Origin of the sequence: Sphingobacterium sp. MYb388, from assembly GCF_037479535.1 — a bacterium.
GTDB lineage: Bacteria > Bacteroidota > Bacteroidia > Sphingobacteriales > Sphingobacteriaceae > Sphingobacterium > Sphingobacterium anhuiense.
Genome location: NZ_JBBGYV010000001.1, coordinates 526,549 through 544,498, shown reverse-complemented (window position 1 = coordinate 544,498; position 17,950 = coordinate 526,549). Strand labels below are relative to the sequence as shown.

Here is a 17,950-nt window from a genome sequence, read left to right as displayed (position 1 = left end):
CTAAAACATTGAATAATACTTTAAAAATACTATTTTAGGCAATTATTAATACCTTTCAAGTATCGATGGAATTAAGACATTTACATTATTTTAAAGCAGTGGCAACGGAGTTACACTTCGGTCGTGCGGCAGAAAAATTGCATATCTCTCAACCGCCCTTAACCCGTCAGATTAAAGATCTGGAAAAAGAATTAGGGGTCATTTTATTTTACCGAAATAATAAGCGTGTTGAATTAACAAATGCAGGACGCTATTTTTTACAGGAATGTGATCAACTGATGCAGCAGCTGGAAAAGGCTAAGCTCATGACCAAACAATTACATCAGGCTATTTCAGGAGATTTCAGACTCGGTTACATTAGTTCGACCCCAAAGAAAATGCTGGCTAAGATATTGAAACAAATCAAAAATGATTTCCCCTACTTACATGTCTATCTGTATGAGACCTCTTCTCAGAAACAAAAAACGGCATTAGAAAATGGGAAACTTGATTTAGGAATACTACGAGCACCTATCTTTACAACTAATCTTCAGGTGTATTCTTTGTTTAAAGATTCCTTTTGCTTAGCAACGCCTAAAAAGTGGGGTAAGGACATTCATGCACTTACTTTAATGCAAGAAGATTTTATTTCGTACAATTCAAGTTATGCTGATGATTACCACAATCAGATCATAGCCTGTGCAAACCGGATCGGTTTCCATCCACAAATTGTACACGAATGTAACACCATGCATTCCATATTAGAATTGGTAGCGAATGGATTAGGTATCGCATTTGTTCCCACTTCGGTTGCAAAACAGAATACCGAATTGCCATTAGAATTTCATGCTTTAAAAGAACAGGATATTCAGACAGAGGTGATATTAGCTTATGACAACAAAAGTCAACATCCCGTTTTACAGCAATTTATTACATTAATTAAAAAATATTATACCGCTTAACGCATAGCTATAAGCTCGGAATTATAAAATAGATCAGTTGATTAAAGAAACATCTGATCTGTTTTACAACTCACGTTCTACTCCTAGGCCAAATAAAGCAAAATCATATTTAACCGGATCCAATGGATCTAACTTTCTCAAATTTTCAGTAAGCTGCATCGCTGTTTTCCAGTTTACCTGATCCAAAGTTATTAATCCAAATTTACGAGCGACACGTTCGACATGAAGATCACAGGGACAAATAAGATCCTTCTGATTTAAACGGCTCCAAATTCCAAAATCTACTCCTTTATCATCATGACGTACCATCCAGCGCAGAAACATATTGATCCTTTTAACAGTAGATTTCTGTATTGGAGAACTAATATGCTTTCTCGTTCTTAATGGATAATCAGGAAGAGAAAAAAAGTAATTTTTAAACTCATCTAAACACTTTTCTAGTACAACTGTACCCGTATTTTCCTGTCCAATTAAAAATGCATCTTCCAAAGAGGAAAAATGATTATAATGATAACGAAAAAACTGAATAAAATACAGAAGATCGGTATCGTTAAAAGTACGATGCTTAAATCCGAGCAACTGCTTTAAATCAACCTCCTGATGATTCATGATGAAATCATGTGGACTTCCATCCATACGTTCTATCAACTCTGTGCATTTATTAATGATGGTCTTCCGTTGCCCCCAAGCTAATATTGCAGCTATAAACCCCATGATTTCCACATCCTCTTTCTTTTGAAAACGATGTGGAATACAAATCGGATCATTCGGAATGAAATTGGGTTGATTATACTGTTCGACTTTTTTATCCAAAAAATCCTTAATATTAAAATCTGCCATCTATTTAAATAAAAACCATCAGTTCCTCCCGATAAAATTATCAGGAGGAACTGACGGCTAAAACTTTTTAATCTATTATTAAACTAACGCTTGTTCCAGATCAGCAATCAAATCATCAGCATCCTCGATCCCAACTGAGATTCGGATCAAATTATCGACCACACCTACTTTCTCACGTATTTCTTTTGGAATAGATCCATGGGTCATTGTTGCTGGATGATTAATCAGAGACTCCACTCCTCCTAGTGACTCAGCAAGTGTAAACACTTTAAATTGCGAAGAAATGCGAAATGTTTCGTTTAGATCAGCACCTTTTAAAACAATAGATATCATACCGCCGAAATCACGCATTTGCTTTTTAGCAATATCATGTCCAGGATGATCTTCAAATCCTGGCCAATAAATTTTTTCCACTTTTGGATGATTCCTAAGATATTCAGCAACTTTACGTCCATTAGCACAATGTGCCTCCATACGTAAATGTAATGTCTTGATACCACGAAGCGCTAAAAATGAATCCTGTGGTCCAGGAGTTCCGCCTACGGCATTATAAAAAAAGAATAATTGTTTGTATAACTCGTCTGAATTCATAACTAGTGCCCCCATAACCACATCCGAATGACCATTAATATATTTGGTAGCTGAGTGCATAACAATATCAGCACCAAGGTCCAAAGGATTTTGTAGGTATGGAGAAGCAAAAGTATTATCAACTACGTAAAGCACTTTTTTTTCCTTAGCAACCTGGCCAATAGCCGCAACATCCGCAATTTTCAATGTCGGATTAGTCGGAGTTTCTACCCAGATTAACTTCGTTTTGTCCGTTATCGCTTCCCGTACAGCATCAGGATCTGAAGTATTTACAAATTTAAAAGTGATTCCATAGGCTTCATAAACTTTAGTAAAAATACGGTAGGAACCACCATATAAATCGTCTCCCGTAACTACTTCGTCTCCTGGTTTCAATAGACGCAAAACACAATCCGTGGCGGCCATACCGCTTGAAAAGGCTAAACCATGCTGACCATTTTCTAAAGCAGCTAAACAGTCTTCTAAAGCTTTCCGTGTAGGATTTGTTCCTCTTGAATACTCGTAACCTTTATGCTCGCCTGGAGAAGCCTGTTGATAAGTAGAAGTCTGATATATAGGAGTCATCACTGCACCCGTTGTAGGGTCCGACTGTTGACCAGCATGAATCGCTTTAGTTGCAAATTTATATGCCATATTATTTAATATTTATATTAATTCTGAAAAAGTAAATTTATTAAAAATCTAACGGAGATTCATATTTAAAAGTATAATTCAAGTCATTTTGCAAACGATTTGACTTTACTATTTTCTGAAATGAATCACTATTATTAAAAGCAGTTGGTAAATCAAAACCGTATTTCTGTGCTGATGCTTCGACAACATCTTGCTTTAATGGATGATGAGGACATACCACGTTGTAGATTTTATTGTTTAAAGGCTTTGCAAAACCCTCACTTATCAGCGACGCAACATCTTCCAAATGAATAAAATTGGCAGGCTGTCCACCCGTAGTGCATTCTTTCTGCTGAAAATATTTAGCAAAAATGCGATTTTGACCAAACAGGCCTCCTAGACGGTAAATATGCGTATTTGGGAATACACCAATAGATTTTTCAGCAAGCAGTAATTTGGACTGCAGTTCATCTTCTTCAAAACTATCCTCATCTATTTCTTTCGAAACATCGGGATATATTCCAATTGAGCTTAAAAATATTATTTTACTATATTGTAAACTGGATAGAAAGTTACTTACTCGAAGGAACCTTTTAGTCAGGTCTTCTATTGTTGATTTATTTGTTGCAGGAACACTCACCAAGATATAATCAAATTCTTTTGGCAAATTAATAGCAGGAGTTAGTGGTTCGTCGAAATTTTGCTTAAATGCAAAAATACCATCGGTTATTAACCGATGGTATTTTTCTGCTGTAGTGGTAGATGCCCAGACTTCATGTCCTTCTTTCAACCATAAATTAGCGACAAACTCTCCTACCCATCCACAACCTAATATGAGATAACGCATGAGTGATTGATTATAAATTAATACGCTTTTGCGAATAAAACACGTTTTGTCGAAGGCTTACCTGTAAAAATACAAATACCAGCTTCCTCTTTTGCGTCTAAAGGCACGCAACGAATAGTCGCTTTTGTTTCTTCTTTCACTAGTTTTTCTGTCTCCACAGTGCCATCCCAGTGACAAGATATAAAACCAGCTTTCGTTTCCAAAACTTCTTTAAACTCATCATATGAATTTACTTCAGTAATATGAGAATCTCTGTAATCCAAAGCCTTTTTAAAAATGTTTTCCTGAATTTCAGTCAATAAACCTTCGATTCTATCTGCTAATCCAGCTTGTTCAACAGTCTCTTTGGTCTGTGTATCACGTCTTGCTAATTCAGCAGTTCCATTTTGCATATCACGTGCTCCAATAGCTAAGCGCAATGGTACACCTTTTAATTCCCATTCTGCAAACTTGAATCCAGGTCTTTGCGTATCACGATCGTCATATTTCACTGAAATATTTTTACTTTTCAATTCGCCAGACAAAGCATCGATAAAATTATCAATTGCTTGCTTCTCTTCTGCTGTTTTAAAGATTGGAACAACAACAACTTGGATTGGCGCTAACATTGGAGGCAATACCAGACCTTGATCGTCCGAGTGTGCCATAACCAGAGCTCCCATCAAACGCGTCGAAACACCCCATGATGTTGCCCATACATGCTCTAATTTACCTTCCTTAGAAGTAAATTTCACATCAAAAGCTTTAGCAAAATTTTGACCAAGAAAATGTGAAGTACCTGCCTGCAGAGCTTTACCGTCCTGCATCAATGCTTCAATACAATACGTGTCTATCGCTCCCGCAAAACGCTCGTTTTCAGTCTTACGACCGCGTATAACCGGCACACCCAAATATTTTTCAACAAAGTCACCATATACATGAAGCATCTTTTCGGTCTCTTCAATTGCTTCTTCCTGAGTTGCATGCGCGGTATGGCCTTCTTGCCACAAGAATTCAGTAGTACGCAAAAATAATCTGGTACGCATTTCCCAACGAACAACGTTAGCCCACTGGTTCACTAAAATTGGAAGATCCCGGTAAGATTCAATCCACCCACGGTAAGTATTCCAAATAATCGTTTCAGATGTTGGTCTAACGATTAACTCTTCTTCCAATTTAGCATCTTCATCAACAATAATATTTCCGTTACCATCATTTTTTAAACGGTAATGTGTCACTACTGCACACTCTGTTGCAAAACCTTCTACGTGTGATGCTTCTTTCGAGAAAAATGACTTGGGGATGAACAAAGGAAAATAAGCATTACTGTGACCAGTATCTTTAAACTTTTTATCCAAAACCGCTTGCATACGCTCCCAAATAGCATATCCATATGGTTTTATAACCATACAACCTCTCACAGCAGCGTATTCTGCCAAGTCAGCCTTGATCACAAGGTCATTATACCATTGCGAATAGTCTTCTTCACGACTTGTTATACCTTTACCCATATTATTAATTCAAAAATTATTGTAACATTGTGATTAAGAATTCCGTCTAATAAAGGAATATAAGTTTTAAAAATAAATATTTATTATTTTTGAGAACACGATTAAACCCTTATCTGAAATTTGGGTCTAAGATAGTAAATTAGACTGTATTGTCGAACATAACGACTTAGTATATTATGAAAAAAAATAGTTTTTTACTCGGCGCTATTGTGATTTCAGGAGCCCTTACGCTGGGATCTTGTACTACTAGCAGACCAATCACTCATAGTGATGATGTCTATAATAATAATGCCCAGGCAAGACCAGCTTATCAAAGTCCGGATTACTATTATGCGGATGAAAGTGAAGCTGATCAAGTCCAAGATAACGGATATTATAGTGATGAATATTCTGATGCAGAATATGAAGAAGGAAAATACGAAGACTTGGAATATGCGAATCGAATTAATCGATTTTATTATTCTTCACCAGGTATGACCTACTTTGATCCATTCTTTGATCCTTGGTATGGTATGGGAATGGGATACGGAGGCTTTTATGGTCCTTCATTTGGTTTCGGATATGGTAATGGTTTTGGAGGTGGCAGATGGTCCATTGGCCTAGGTTTTGGCTTCGGCTATGGTTCTGGCTGGGGTTACAATCCATGGTACCCAGGATGGGGCTGGGGCGGTGGATATTGGGGTAATGGATATTGGGGCGGCGGCTACTGGGGTGGTGGTTATGGTGGCGGATACTGGGGTAACCACAGATCACGTGACTTAGCAGCACGTTCACCTTACCGTGATAACTACAACACACGTTCGAGATCAGGTACGCGTTACAGTGATGGTGGAAGAACTACTGGACGTACACGTTCGAATGCTGTCGTCTCTAGAGATGCGAACGGTAGAATTAGCAGTGTTGGAAGAACACGTTCTTCTGCATCAAGCAATAATCCAAATGATACCAGAGCAGGAAGAACACGTATCGGTTCAAGCAATACCAACAGAGGTGATTATAATAATGGTGTTGGCAGAACACGTTCAACACGTTCCGATAATTACAACAACTCAAATAGTAATGTAGGCAGAACACGTTCTACAAGTTCAACAAGAGTACAACAATCAAACCCAGCGACAAGAAGTACAAGTAGAGATACTTATCAACCTTCAAGAACACGTTCTAGCGAACCGGTTCGTTCATCGCAACCAACGATGCGATCACAATCGAGCGGAAGCTTTAACAGTGGCGGTGGTGCCACTCGTTCATCAGGTGGTGGCGGAGGCGGTGGTGCTACACGCAGTGGTGGAGGCCGTACAAGATAAATATGATTCATAAGAAGAGTGGTTGATGAAAATTCAATCACTCTTTCATTACTACTATATATAAAACTATATGACTATTAAAAAAATACTTTTTGGGAGTGTACTAGCTATAGGTATGGTTGGCACCGCAAAGGCCCAGTCAATGACGGAAGATGTACTTTTGTTTTCTCAAGGAGACAATGGAGGAACAGCTCGTTTCAAGGCTATGGGAGGTGCTTCAACTGCATTAGGTGGTGATATTAGCGCTATAACAGGAAACCCTGCAGGTTTAGGTTTTTATAACCAATCTGATGCTTCTGCAACTTTACGTTACCAATATGGGAAAAATAAGATGGATTATTTCGGTAACAAAAGCAATAGCAAAACAGACAATTTTAACCTGGATAATGGTGGTGTTGTATTTCATTTACCAACCACTCGTTACGGCGGAGACTTAACTAAAGGCTGGTTAAATTTTAATGTTGGTATTGCTTACAATCGTACGAATCTTTTTAACAATAAATTAGACTATAGTGGCGTGAATAGTGACAATTCGATCACACATGCGTATGCAGATCGCATGTTCGATGAGGATGGAAGTGAATGGGCAAATGACATGAAATCATCCTTTATGTTTGATAAAACTATTGGCAAAGACAAAAACTTTTATTTTCCAATTGCTGAAGATAAAGGAAGCGAACAATTGAATTCAGTATGGACCAAAGGTGGAAAATCTGAAACAGCATTATCTTTTGGCTCTAATTATAGCAATAAATTTTATATCGGAGCAACTTTCAGCCTAACAGATTTCCGTTATGAAAAATCTGCTGTTTTTACAGAATACGGCATAACGAAAGATGCGGCTGGTATTAAAGCATTGAATCCTGAATCAAACTATCTAAAGGCAGATGAAGAACAGGCAAAATTTGTTGATGTGGACTACGAACTATTTGACCATTACGGCCAAGTGACTCAAGGATCTGGTTTTGATTTTAAATTAGGTATGATCTATAAAGCCACACCTTCTTTAAGTTTAGGATTTACGGCTAAAACGCCTACATTTATGTCAATTACAGATGAATCGACCTCTTATACAGACATTAACTACTTTAAGCCAAATGCCGATAAGTCATTCCATAATTTCGCATCTAAGTATTACGACACCTCGTACGATTATAACTTACAAACTCCCTATAAGCTTTCAGCTGGTCTTACACAATATTTTTCTGCCGGTCTATTAACTGCGGAAGTTGAATTTGTCGATTATGCAAGTATGCGCTATAGAGATGTTTATAATAATAATTCAAACGAGCAGCAGATGAATGCTAATATTAAAAATACATACCAGGCAGCCTTCAATGTACGCGTAGGTGGCGAGGTATTATTTAATCAGATATTAAGCGGAAGAGCTGGTTTCAATTATAATGGTAATCCGTACAAAGATGCTGAGTATAAAACTTATGGCATTTCAGCTGGTCTAGGTGCTAAATTAGGCCGTGGTGTATATCTTGATCTGACTGGTGTTTATAATGCCAACAACTATAAAGAAAATCCTTATAGAATCACTTATGAAGGCGACTGGAATACGGTTAGTCCAAGTGTTGACGTTAAGAATAGCAGAACAAATGTAATGTTAACGATAGGATCAAAATTCTAGATCCTATTATACGAAAAAAAGGCCTATTTCATATGAAATAGGCCTTTTTTCGTATAAGTTACCTTTAAGCCTTTTCTGCTTTTCGTCTTACAAATAAGTTGTAGTTCTCATGCTTATCTACATAAATCTCCTCCCCTTCTTCAATAAATCCATCCAAAGCCACAGCATCATACCAGACTCCCTCTATTTCAATCTTACCAGATGGGCGCAATACAGTCTTTGCTACTCCTTCCTTATTCAATAAATTGGACTTTAAAATAGAGGAGGTATATCCTTCTTCCGATTTTTGCTCTTCCTTTAAAACAAGTCGTCTAAAAACTGGAGCCTTTAACAGATTTTTCCCAAAGATGACCATCAATATGATCGACAGTATCATGGCTCCTACAACTAATAAAAATGAATTAAATAACATACCTGGATAAGCGAGTTTAAAATCTAAAAAATCATTGGCAACAAGACTAAAAGTCAGACCGCAAATAACAAAAATTATTCCTAATATACCGGCAATTCCAAAACCGGGAATAACAAAAACTTCTAAAAGAATTAATACAAGTCCTACTATAAAGACAGCTATTTCCCAATTTGCAGCTAAACCTTGAATATAGAGTGGTGCAAAGAACAGTAATGCCGCTACAATCGCAACAGCAATAGCAAATCCTAAACCAGGGGCTTGCATTTCGGCATAAATACCACCTATTATTAACAAAATCAGTATACCACTTACAGCTGGATTTATTAAAAAACTGATAATATGATCAATTGTACCCTTACGATAGACAGTTTCTTGTACATTGACTATATTTAAGTCTTTATAGATCATATTACGATTGCTAACTTCCCCCTTTGCCAGTCCAAACTTAACAGCCTCACTGCTCGTTAGAGTCAACAATTGTCCATCTTGCTTTATCAACGGCAATGATACATTAGGATCAACAAAAGCTTCTGCCAATTTCGGATCACGATGTTTTACCTCTGCCGTTGCGCGCATCAGTCCTCGCATATAAGATTGATACTTCTCAGGAAGCACTTCTCCATTAGCATTGACAACACTTGCTGCGCCTATACTTCCCCCCGGATGGATATAAATATAGTCACTCGCCAAGGATATCAGCGCTCCTGCAGAAGCTGCATTATTATTAATATAAACAATCGTCTTAATCTTTGAGTCAAGCAATTTTGTCCGGATAGAGTCTGCAAAATTTAGGGCTCCTCCATATGTATTCAATTCCATTAACACATAATCCACCTTTTTACTCTGTGCGCTGTCGTAAACTTGTTTTACTGTACGCCAGGCACTTGGTCCTATATCATCCTTTAATTCAAACACATACACCTTTTGGGCAAAACTTGATGTGAATAATACCAAGCTTAAAAAGACTGTTATTAAAAATGATTTACTAATTTTGCCTTCCATAAATAAGATTATTAAAAAAATAAACAAGCGATTAATACATTTGCTATGTCTAAATATACTATTTCTAACGCATTTTCTCAAACCTTCAGATTTCCGGTCTGGAAAATAGAAATAGATGAAATAAGCAGATTGATTGCTATTGAGTGCCGCGATCCTGAAAATACTGTTCCTTACATCACAGTTCTGGATTTTAAAGGTACAGTGTATTTAGATCATTTTAGACTACCAGAAAAGGAATGGACTTTAGCGGCTATCCAAGATCAAGTTGTCGTGTTAAGGAAAGTTTCTGAAAATAGTCCTGTATCTCCAGGTGTTTGGATGCTATTTCATCAAAAACCAGATACGACTTATTTATACCATCAATACCAATATCTTGGGATACTCAATGGTTATGTACATGTTCGTCCACAACATATCACTGCAGGTTTCGAACAGTATTTCTCATTTCTTTCAAAAGAAATTTTAACGACAATACCTTCAGAAATTAAACCTTTTGAAAATGATATAGTCTTTCCTTTGGAATTTAATGCGCAAAAACCTTCATTTTTGCAGCATATTAAAAATAATGAAGATCTATGGATCAGTAAATGTAATGATCATTTTCTATGGTCTTATCATGAAAAACGGAAAAAAAAATATACCATCAGATTGTTGCTTTCTGATAAAAAACAAGTTCTAGATGAAACGTTAATTATTAGCGATCTGGATTTAAAACTGGTGCAAATCTATTTTCAAATTGGGTGTCAGATTTTTCTTTTAACACACAATAAACAAGAATTTGTATCGTATTTAGTATAATTGTAAAACATGATGAACATTCTATCAAAATCTACCACATATAAAACACTAGCATTCTTATCATTAGCAATGTTAGCGATAAATCATAACAATGTGTCAGCGAGCACATTTACGATTGCAGCAGCACCAGACTCCATCGGAGTTGAAAAAATTGATGGACAAGAATATGTTCTTTTCAAAATTGAAAAAGGCGATAACTATTACCAGTTAAGCAAAAAATATAAAACTACCGTAGGTAAAATAACGGAATTAAATGGAAACAAAACTTTAGCTCTTGGCCAGATTGTCAAAATCCCGACCGGTCGCATGTTTTATGTAACTCCAAACAATTCAAAGAATTCTACAGTTAAAGGCTCCCAAAAAGAACTGATCGATTATAAAGTTGGTGACCAAGAGACTCTGTATGCTATTTCACGTAAATTTGACGTAACTGTTGAAGAAATAAAGAGAGCAAATAATCTGCGGTCAAACAGTATCAGCGGAGGCCAAATATTAAAAATCCCTAATAACAGCAACTTAAATATACCTCAAAAACCAGACACGCTATTTATCGGTCCAGATACCACTGCTGTAGAAGAACCCGTTATTGCAGCTAACAAATATGGTATTCGCGAGAAAACGGAACGTGGAATTGGCGTTTGGATAGATGGACTGAATGAAAATGGGACCAGTAATTTAGCATTACATAAAACTGCAGCAGTAGGTACCGTGCTTAAAATTACCAATCCGATGACAAGAAGCGTGACCTACGCCAAAGTGGTTGGTAAATTTAATGAAAATGCAGATACACATAACGCCATTGTTGTTTTATCAAAATCTGCGGCCGCTTACATAGGCGCTTTAGATAAGCGCTTTCAAGTCGAAATTACTTACGGAGTTCCTTTAGAGGATTAGTGCTGATCGATTCTTTTCGAATATTATATATTAAATGAATAAAAAACCATATGTCATTGGAATCGCAGGTAGTAGCGGTTCTGGTAAAACATTTTTTCTAAACTGTTTTTTGAAACACTTTAGTCCCGACGAAGTGACGCTTATTTCACAGGACGACTATTACATACCAGCAAATACAAAGACGCAGGAAGAAAATAAATTGTATAATTTTGATCTTCCAACTTCGATTGACCGAAATGCTTTTTATAAAGATATTAGTGATCTATTTGACGGAAAAACAATTTATAAAGAAGAATATACCTTCAATAACCCTGCTATAAAACCAAAGATGCTGGAAATTAAACCAGCACCTATTTTGATTATTGAAGGACTGTTTATCTATCATTATACAGAAGTAAACAAGTTAATCGATCATCGGATATTTTTAGATGCAAACCAAGATATCGCATTGGAACGCAGATTACGACGAGATTTAATAGAGCGTGGTTATTTTGAAGATGATGTTCGTTATAAATGGGTTAATCATGTTTTACCGTCTTACAATGAATATTTATTGCCCTACAAAAATAGTTGTGATCAGGTTATAATCAATAATACGGACGATCCTGAACCGATCTGGAAGATCACAGATGATATCTGCGCGGATTTAAAAGATAAAATTTATAAATAACAATAAAAAGACTGTGTAGAACAGTCTTTTTTACTTTCAATCGTTCCTAAAGGGTTTGTGCATACTTATTATTTACCTATCTTTGCGCCAGCAAACAAATTATACTAATGAGCCATTCTGTAAAGATTAAAAATGCTTTAGTGTCTGTATATTATAAAGACAACTTAGCACCATTAATTCAATTATTAAACAAATACGGTGTTACCTTCTATTCTACAGGTGGCACAGAAGCTTTCATCAAAGATTTAGGTATTGATGTAGTTCCTGTAGAAGACCTAACGAGCTATCCTTCCATTTTAGGTGGCCGTGTAAAAACATTACACCCAAAAGTATTTGGTGGTATATTAGCGAGAAGACCTTTAGAAAGCGATCAACAGCAACTAGCACAGTACGAAATTCCGGAAATAGATTTAGTCATTGTTGATTTATATCCTTTTGAGGAAACAGTAGCTTCTGGAGCTTCTGAAGAAGACATTATTGAAAAAATTGATATCGGTGGCATTTCATTGATTCGTGCGGCTGCTAAAAACTTCAATGATGTTGTTATCCTATCTTCTAAAAATGATTATACAGCTTTAGAGGAAATGTTAGCAGATCAAGAAGGTACAACTACATTGGAGCAACGTAAAGAATTTGCTAAGCTTGCTTTCAATACTTCTTCACATTACGATACTGCTATTTTCAATTATTTCAATAAAGAAAATACGCTTGATGTATTCAAACAATCGGAACAAAAAGCTCAAGTATTACGTTACGGTGAAAATCCACATCAAAAAGGTGTTTTCTATGGTGATTTAGATGCTATGTTTACAAAACTGAACGGCAAAGAATTATCCTACAACAATTTGGTAGATGTAGATGCTGCAGTTGCTATCATTGATGAATTTACGGAGCCTACATTTGCAATTTTAAAACATACAAATGCATGTGGTGTAGCTTCACGTCCTACAATCAAACAAGCATGGGTGGATGCTTTAGCATGTGACCCTGTTTCTGCGTTCGGTGGTGTTTTAATCACTAATGGTGAAGTAGATGCTGAAACTGCCACTGAAATCAATAATTTATTTTTCGAGGTTCTTATTGCGCCTGCTTACTCAGAAGAAGCAATTGCAATTCTTACAGCAAAGAAAAATCGTATCATTCTAGTTCGTAAGGAGGTTGAATTACCATCACAACAATTCAAAACATTGTTAAATGGTGTTATACAACAAGATAAAGACAATACAGTTGAAGGACCTGAGCAAATGACTGCTGTTACTACAGTTGTCCCAACAGCGGCTCAATTAGAAGATTTATTTTTCGCAAACAAAATTGTTAAACATACCAAATCAAATACAATTGTATTTGCTAAAAATGGCACATTGATCACTTCAGGTGTTGGTCAGACATCACGAGTTGACTCATTAAAACAAGCTATTGAAAAAGCGAATGCTTTCGGATTTGACTTAAAAGGATGTTCAATGGCTTCTGATGCTTTCTTTCCTTTCCCTGACTGTGTTGAAATTGCAGCAGAAGCCGGTATTGCAGCAGTTCTTCAACCAGGAGGCTCAATCAAAGATCAATTATCAATCGACATGTGTAATGAAAAAGGATTAGCAATGGTGACGACAGGAGTGCGTCATTTCAAACACTAATCTTCCGATTGAATCATATAAAATAGAAGAGACTGTTACCTAATAAGGAGACAGTCTCTTTTTTGTTTATAAATAAAGTCAATCTGCAGAACGAAACATTTTCGACAATCTTTAAAAGTGTCATAAAATAGCATATAATAAATAAAGGCGACCAATGGTCGCCTTTATTTATTATATGCTATAGTAACAGCTTAAATGCTTGGTACGTTTACCAATTCATTTGTATCTGCATTATAGTCGATACCATCAAAATTAAAACCAAATAGGTTAAAGAATTCGTCACGATAACCTTGAATGTCAGAAATTTCTGATAGGTTCTCTGTACAGGCTTTTTCCCAAAGTGCCGCTACTTCTGCTTGAACATCAGCTCTCATTTCCAAATCATCTACACGGATACGACCTTTTTCATCCAATTGAACTTTACCGTCAGCTGTGTAAAGACGCTCTGCAAATAAACGTTGCATCTGCTCAATTGTACCTTCGTGAATACCTTTTTCTTTCATCACTTTGTATAGTAAAGAAATATATAAAGGAACAACAGGAATTGCAGAACTTGATTGCGTTACCAAAGCTTTATTAACCGAAACGTACGAAATACCGTTAATATCTTTCAATAAATCATTTAAAGCAGGTACAGTACCTTCTAAATCATCCTTCGCACGGCCAATTGTACCGTTACGGTAAATAGGGAATGTTAACTCAGGACCGATATACGAATAAGCCACTGTTTTAACACCATCTGCTAATACACCAGCTTCTTTTAAATCTTCAATCCAAAATTTCCAATCTTCTCCCCCCATTACTGCTACTGTATTCGCAATATCTTCTTCATTATCAATCGGATTAATCGTGATATCAGAAATCACACCAGTATGAAAATCCACTGTTTTATTTGTAAAAGGAACATCAATCGGTTTCAAAACAGAAGCATATGAAACACCTGTTTTTGGATGTGTCCGTCTCGGAGAAGCTAAACTATAGATTATTAAATCAACTTGACCTAAATCCTGCTTGATTAATGCTATAGTTTGTTTTTTGATTTCATCAGAAAAAGCATCACCATTGATACTTTTTGCATAAAGACCAGCCTCATGTGCTTCTTTTTCAAAAGCAGCAGTATTGTACCAACCAGCTGTACCAGGTTTCCCTTCAGCTGCCGGTTTTTCAAAAAATACGCCAATTGTTGCTGCTCCAGAACCGAATGCTGCTGAAATACGAGATGCAATACCGAATCCTGTTGATGCACCAATGACCAAGACTTTCTTAGGGCCATTAGCAATTTCACCTTTAGATTTTACGTATTCAATCTGGTTTTTAATGTTTTTCGCAGTTCCTTCTGGATGCGAGGTTAAACAAATAAATCCTCTAGTTCTTGGTTGTATAATCATAATGATTAATTTTCTTACTCATGTTTTATTAAGGATGCAAAATAAACAAATTTTAGTAACAATTGATGCATAAATAAAGAATATCTTTTCAAGACATATCATATAATCGGTCTTGACATTGTCCTATTCATTAATTACTTTAGAAGTTACAAATCCTGATTCTTATATAAACATGCTCCTTACCGCTAAATCAAAAGCACTTTCATTTGGTATATTAGCCTCATTATTTTTCGCTAGCACTTTTGTCCTCAACCGCATCATGGCAGTTTCGGGAGGTGGATGGCAGTGGTCTTCAGCCTTACGTTTTGTATGGATGCTACCGATATTGTTACTTATCGTTATTATACGTGGAAATTTAAAACAATTATTGATTGAAATGAAAAGAAATCTAGGGCAATGGTTGCTCTGGAGTACACTTGGATTTGGAATTTTCTATGCTCTGTTGACATTTGGGGCAAGCTATGGTCCTTCCTGGTTAGTTGCAGGAACCTTTGAATTTACCATTATTGCCGGTATGTTTATAGGTCATTTCATGCAACGTAAAGAAAATCGACAGCCATTTTCTAAATCGACCTTATTTTTTTCCTGTATCATCTTTTTGGGTATCCTAGTCATGCAAATTTCTGAGGCTAAATCTACTCCGTTGTCAACAATATTACTCGGAACTATTCCTGTACTAATAGCCGCAATTGCTTATCCTGTTGGTAACCGTAAAATGATGGCCTTAACAAAAGGCTCTTTGGACACGTACCAGCGTACATTGGGTATGACGCTCGCAAGCATGCCATTCTGGATTATTCTGATGTTCTTTGGCTTTCAGGAGCATGGACTTCCCGATCAAAGTCAATTGTTACAGACCTTATTAATAGCCTTATTTTCTGGTGTTATCGCAACGCTACTTTTTTTTAAAGGGACAGAATTAGTGCAACATGACCATAAAGCACTTGCCGCAGTTGAGGCAACACAGGCTATGGAAGTGATTTTCACATTAATAGGGGAAATTATCATATTGCAAACTGCTTTCCCAAACAACTTGGCTACAACCGGTATTTTACTTGTAGTAGTAGGAATGTATCTGCACAGCAAAAACCATTAATGATTTAATGTTTTACTAATTTTATCCAAATTGAGACTATTAGCCATAGCAGAAAAGATCTTATAATAAGTGCCACGATGATCGTATAAATCTTCATGAATGCCCTTCTCGACTACCCTACCTTTTTCCATCACCACTATTTCATTGGAGTCTATAATTTGGGAAATACTATGAGACACAATAATAACCGTACGATCCTTTTTTATAGCATCCAAACTATTTTTTATTTGTTCGGTAGCAATGGCATCCAAATTCGCAGTAGGTTCGTCTAGAAAGATAATCGGAGGATTTTTCAAAAACAAGCGGGCAATTGCTATTCGTTGCTGTTGCCCCCCTGAAAGCAAATGAGCTCCAGAATCGTAACCTTGAGGCAACTCCATAATCTGTTCGTGAATGTAAGCTTCTTTAGCTGCCTTAACAATTTCTTCTTTACTACTCCCTATCTTTCCATATTCAATATTTTCAAAAATAGAACCTTTAAAAATATGGTTGCGCTGAAGAACCATACCGATATTTTTTCTTAAAAATTTAGTATCATAGTTTTTAAGATCAACTCCATCTAATAAAATCCGACCAGCTGTAGGTTCATAAAATTTATCTAAAAGATTTATAACTGTACTTTTCCCTGCGCCGCTTAATCCAACAAGCGCTGTGATCTGATTTGGTTTGATTTGAAAAGAAATATCTCTTAGTGCATGGGTTCCGTTAGGATATTCAAATGATACGTCTTCAATCACAATATGGCCTTTGATCTTATCTGGTATAAAAGTACCGCTTCCCTCAATCAAAACATCAGACTCCAATATTTCGAAAAATGATTCCGAGTAAATTAAAGCATCATTTACCTCATCATAGATACGATGCAGTTGACGAATAGGAGCTGAAACATTTGAAAATAACATAATATGAAACATAATCGCTCCAATTGTAATCTGATTGTCCAGCACCAGAAAAGCAGTTAAAACAATAATTGCAACAACTGCTATCTGCTCAATAAAATTCTTTAGACTATCAAAAATGAAACTCGTTTTTCGTGTTTGCATCTGATTTTCCGTCATTTCAAATTGAATCTTCTCATGACGGTCTGCTTCTTCAGGTTCGCGTACAAAAGATTTTATGACCAATATAGAGTCAATTAAATTAATGATTCTATTATTCTTGGATTCTCTATATTTTCGCATCTGCCGTCTAAATCCACTAAGTTTTCCAGCTTGTGTTTGACTGATGTAGAAATAAATTGGTATAACTGCGAGCCCAACCAATCCGACGTACACATTAGCCATAAACATACATACGAGCGCCACGATGGCATTCGCAAATAAAGGAAGGATATCGATAAAGAAATTCTGAACTAAACGTGTCAGCGAGCTAATTCCCGAATCAATCCGTGTCTGCAATTTTCCGCTTTCATTTTCTTCTGACGTATAAAAAGCCATTTTATACGTCAATATTTTTTCTACAATCTGTTGTGAAAAATCTCTTGCAATAAATATACGTAGTTTTTCACCGTAGAATTTCTGTCCAAACTGAATAAAGGAATAGACAATCTCTTTTACCAAAAGAACTGCAGAGATAATCCCGATCAAATGCATACCTCTAGACAGCGGTTCTTTAGCGACCATCAAGTCACTGATAGTATCTACCGTATATTTCAAGATGAAGGCATTAATCTGCGCGGCAAAAGATCCGACCAAGGTTAAAACTAAGGTATAAAAGATGAGGTTTTTATAGGGCTTGGCAAATGGTGTTATCTTCTTGAACAGTAGTGATATGGTCATATATTAAGGCGTAAAAA

At 36.3% G+C, this 17,950-nt stretch carries 15 protein-coding genes; 8 read left to right on the top strand and 7 right to left on the bottom strand.

The window, feature by feature from the left end:
* Positions 1 to 65: 65 nt before the first annotated feature.
* Entirely contained in the window at positions 66 to 941 is an 876-nt protein-coding gene (locus WH188_RS02410) for a LysR family transcriptional regulator (protein ID WP_132772892.1), read from the top strand.
* A gap of 63 nt (positions 942 to 1,004) precedes the next feature.
* On the opposite strand, the gene WH188_RS02405 is transcribed toward WH188_RS02410, so the two are convergent.
* The 4 genes from WH188_RS02405 to proS form a co-directional block, all read right to left on the bottom strand.
* Positions 1,005 to 1,781, bottom strand: coding sequence for a TIGR02757 family protein (locus WH188_RS02405; RefSeq protein WP_168125855.1), 777 nt, complete (start codon positions 1,779 to 1,781; stop codon positions 1,005 to 1,007).
* A gap of 78 nt (positions 1,782 to 1,859) precedes the next feature.
* Entirely contained in the window at positions 1,860 to 3,005 is a 1,146-nt protein-coding gene (locus WH188_RS02400; protein WP_132772895.1) for a cystathionine gamma-synthase, read from the bottom strand.
* Positions 3,006 to 3,045: 40 nt separating this feature from the next.
* Positions 3,046 to 3,831 carry a hypothetical protein gene (locus tag WH188_RS02395; protein WP_021192305.1) on the bottom strand — a complete coding sequence of 262 codons (786 nt, stop codon included), beginning with the start codon at positions 3,829 to 3,831 and terminating at the stop codon, positions 3,046 to 3,048.
* Positions 3,832 to 3,848: 17 nt separating this feature from the next.
* Positions 3,849 to 5,321 (bottom strand): proline--tRNA ligase, encoded by a 1,473-nt coding sequence (gene proS, locus WH188_RS02390; protein ID WP_021192306.1) that lies wholly within the window; start codon positions 5,319 to 5,321, stop codon positions 3,849 to 3,851.
* Positions 5,322 to 5,497: 176 nt separating this feature from the next.
* Between proS and WH188_RS02385 the strand changes: the two genes are divergently transcribed.
* Positions 5,498 to 6,625, top strand: coding sequence for a hypothetical protein (locus WH188_RS02385; RefSeq protein ID WP_168125854.1), 1,128 nt, complete (start codon positions 5,498 to 5,500; stop codon positions 6,623 to 6,625).
* A gap of 70 nt (positions 6,626 to 6,695) precedes the next feature.
* Positions 6,696 to 8,261, top strand: coding sequence for an OmpP1/FadL family transporter (locus WH188_RS02380; protein ID WP_168125853.1), 1,566 nt, complete (start codon positions 6,696 to 6,698; stop codon positions 8,259 to 8,261).
* A gap of 64 nt (positions 8,262 to 8,325) precedes the next feature.
* Here WH188_RS02380 and WH188_RS02375 read toward each other — a convergent pair whose 3' ends face one another.
* Positions 8,326 to 9,675: an NfeD family protein gene (locus WH188_RS02375; RefSeq protein WP_021188438.1), complete on the bottom strand. Its 1,350-nt coding sequence runs from the start codon at positions 9,673 to 9,675 to the stop codon at positions 8,326 to 8,328.
* A gap of 45 nt (positions 9,676 to 9,720) precedes the next feature.
* Between WH188_RS02375 and WH188_RS02370 the strand changes: the two genes are divergently transcribed.
* The 4 genes from WH188_RS02370 (at position 9,721) to purH (ending at position 13,671) form a co-directional block, all read left to right on the top strand.
* The gene (locus tag WH188_RS02370; RefSeq protein WP_168125852.1) at positions 9,721 to 10,473 is read left to right on the top strand and encodes a hypothetical protein; all 753 of its coding nucleotides are present in this window, start codon (positions 9,721 to 9,723) and stop codon (positions 10,471 to 10,473) included.
* A gap of 9 nt (positions 10,474 to 10,482) precedes the next feature.
* A complete protein-coding gene (locus tag WH188_RS02365) occupies positions 10,483 to 11,367 on the top strand; it encodes a LysM peptidoglycan-binding domain-containing protein (RefSeq protein ID WP_021188440.1) in 885 nt (294 codons plus the stop codon).
* Between the two features lie 34 nt (positions 11,368 to 11,401).
* Positions 11,402 to 12,037, top strand: coding sequence for a uridine kinase family protein (locus WH188_RS02360; protein WP_021188441.1), 636 nt, complete (start codon positions 11,402 to 11,404; stop codon positions 12,035 to 12,037).
* Positions 12,038 to 12,144: 107 nt separating this feature from the next.
* A complete protein-coding gene (gene purH / locus WH188_RS02355; protein ID WP_168125851.1) occupies positions 12,145 to 13,671 on the top strand; it encodes a bifunctional phosphoribosylaminoimidazolecarboxamide formyltransferase/IMP cyclohydrolase in 1,527 nt (508 codons plus the stop codon).
* 191 nt (positions 13,672 to 13,862) lie between these two features.
* Here purH and fabV read toward each other — a convergent pair whose 3' ends face one another.
* Positions 13,863 to 15,059, bottom strand: a complete 1,197-nt coding sequence (gene fabV / locus WH188_RS02350; RefSeq protein ID WP_021188442.1) for an enoyl-ACP reductase FabV — start codon at positions 15,057 to 15,059, stop codon at positions 13,863 to 13,865.
* Between the two features lie 172 nt (positions 15,060 to 15,231).
* Here fabV and WH188_RS02345 point away from each other — a divergent pair, with 172 nt between their 5' ends.
* Positions 15,232 to 16,155, top strand: coding sequence for a DMT family transporter (locus tag WH188_RS02345; RefSeq protein WP_168125850.1), 924 nt, complete (start codon positions 15,232 to 15,234; stop codon positions 16,153 to 16,155).
* Here the strand turns inward: WH188_RS02345 and WH188_RS02340 are convergent.
* Positions 16,152 to 17,933, bottom strand: coding sequence for an ABC transporter ATP-binding protein (locus WH188_RS02340; RefSeq protein ID WP_021188443.1), 1,782 nt, complete (start codon positions 17,931 to 17,933; stop codon positions 16,152 to 16,154). The two genes, WH188_RS02345 and WH188_RS02340, sit on opposite strands and share 4 nt — an antisense overlap.
* Between the last annotated feature and the right edge of the window lie 17 nt (positions 17,934 to 17,950).

What these genes read in the sequence shown, in the direction of transcription:
- WH188_RS02380 (WP_168125853.1), top strand. Translation starts at nt 6,696, where the DNA reads ATGACTATTAAAAAAATACTTTTTGGGAGTGTACTAGCTATAGGTATG.
- proS (WP_021192306.1), bottom strand. Translation starts at nt 5,321, where the DNA reads ATGGGTAAAGGTATAACAAGTCGTGAAGAAGACTATTCGCAATGGTAT.
- WH188_RS02375 (WP_021188438.1), bottom strand. Translation starts at nt 9,675, where the DNA reads ATGGAAGGCAAAATTAGTAAATCATTTTTAATAACAGTCTTTTTAAGC.
- fabV (WP_021188442.1), bottom strand. Translation starts at nt 15,059, where the DNA reads ATGATTATACAACCAAGAACTAGAGGATTTATTTGTTTAACCTCGCAT.
- WH188_RS02395 (WP_021192305.1), bottom strand. Translation starts at nt 3,831, where the DNA reads ATGCGTTATCTCATATTAGGTTGTGGATGGGTAGGAGAGTTTGTCGCT.
- WH188_RS02360 (WP_021188441.1), top strand. Translation starts at nt 11,402, where the DNA reads ATGAATAAAAAACCATATGTCATTGGAATCGCAGGTAGTAGCGGTTCT.
- WH188_RS02385 (WP_168125854.1), top strand. Translation starts at nt 5,498, where the DNA reads ATGAAAAAAAATAGTTTTTTACTCGGCGCTATTGTGATTTCAGGAGCC.
- WH188_RS02365 (WP_021188440.1), top strand. Translation starts at nt 10,483, where the DNA reads ATGATGAACATTCTATCAAAATCTACCACATATAAAACACTAGCATTC.
- WH188_RS02340 (WP_021188443.1), bottom strand. Translation starts at nt 17,933, where the DNA reads ATGACCATATCACTACTGTTCAAGAAGATAACACCATTTGCCAAGCCC.
- WH188_RS02345 (WP_168125850.1), top strand. Translation starts at nt 15,232, where the DNA reads ATGCTCCTTACCGCTAAATCAAAAGCACTTTCATTTGGTATATTAGCC.
- WH188_RS02400 (WP_132772895.1), bottom strand. Translation starts at nt 3,005, where the DNA reads ATGGCATATAAATTTGCAACTAAAGCGATTCATGCTGGTCAACAGTCG.
- WH188_RS02410 (WP_132772892.1), top strand. Translation starts at nt 66, where the DNA reads ATGGAATTAAGACATTTACATTATTTTAAAGCAGTGGCAACGGAGTTA.
- WH188_RS02405 (WP_168125855.1), bottom strand. Translation starts at nt 1,781, where the DNA reads ATGGCAGATTTTAATATTAAGGATTTTTTGGATAAAAAAGTCGAACAG.
- purH (WP_168125851.1), top strand. Translation starts at nt 12,145, where the DNA reads ATGAGCCATTCTGTAAAGATTAAAAATGCTTTAGTGTCTGTATATTAT.
- WH188_RS02370 (WP_168125852.1), top strand. Translation starts at nt 9,721, where the DNA reads ATGTCTAAATATACTATTTCTAACGCATTTTCTCAAACCTTCAGATTT.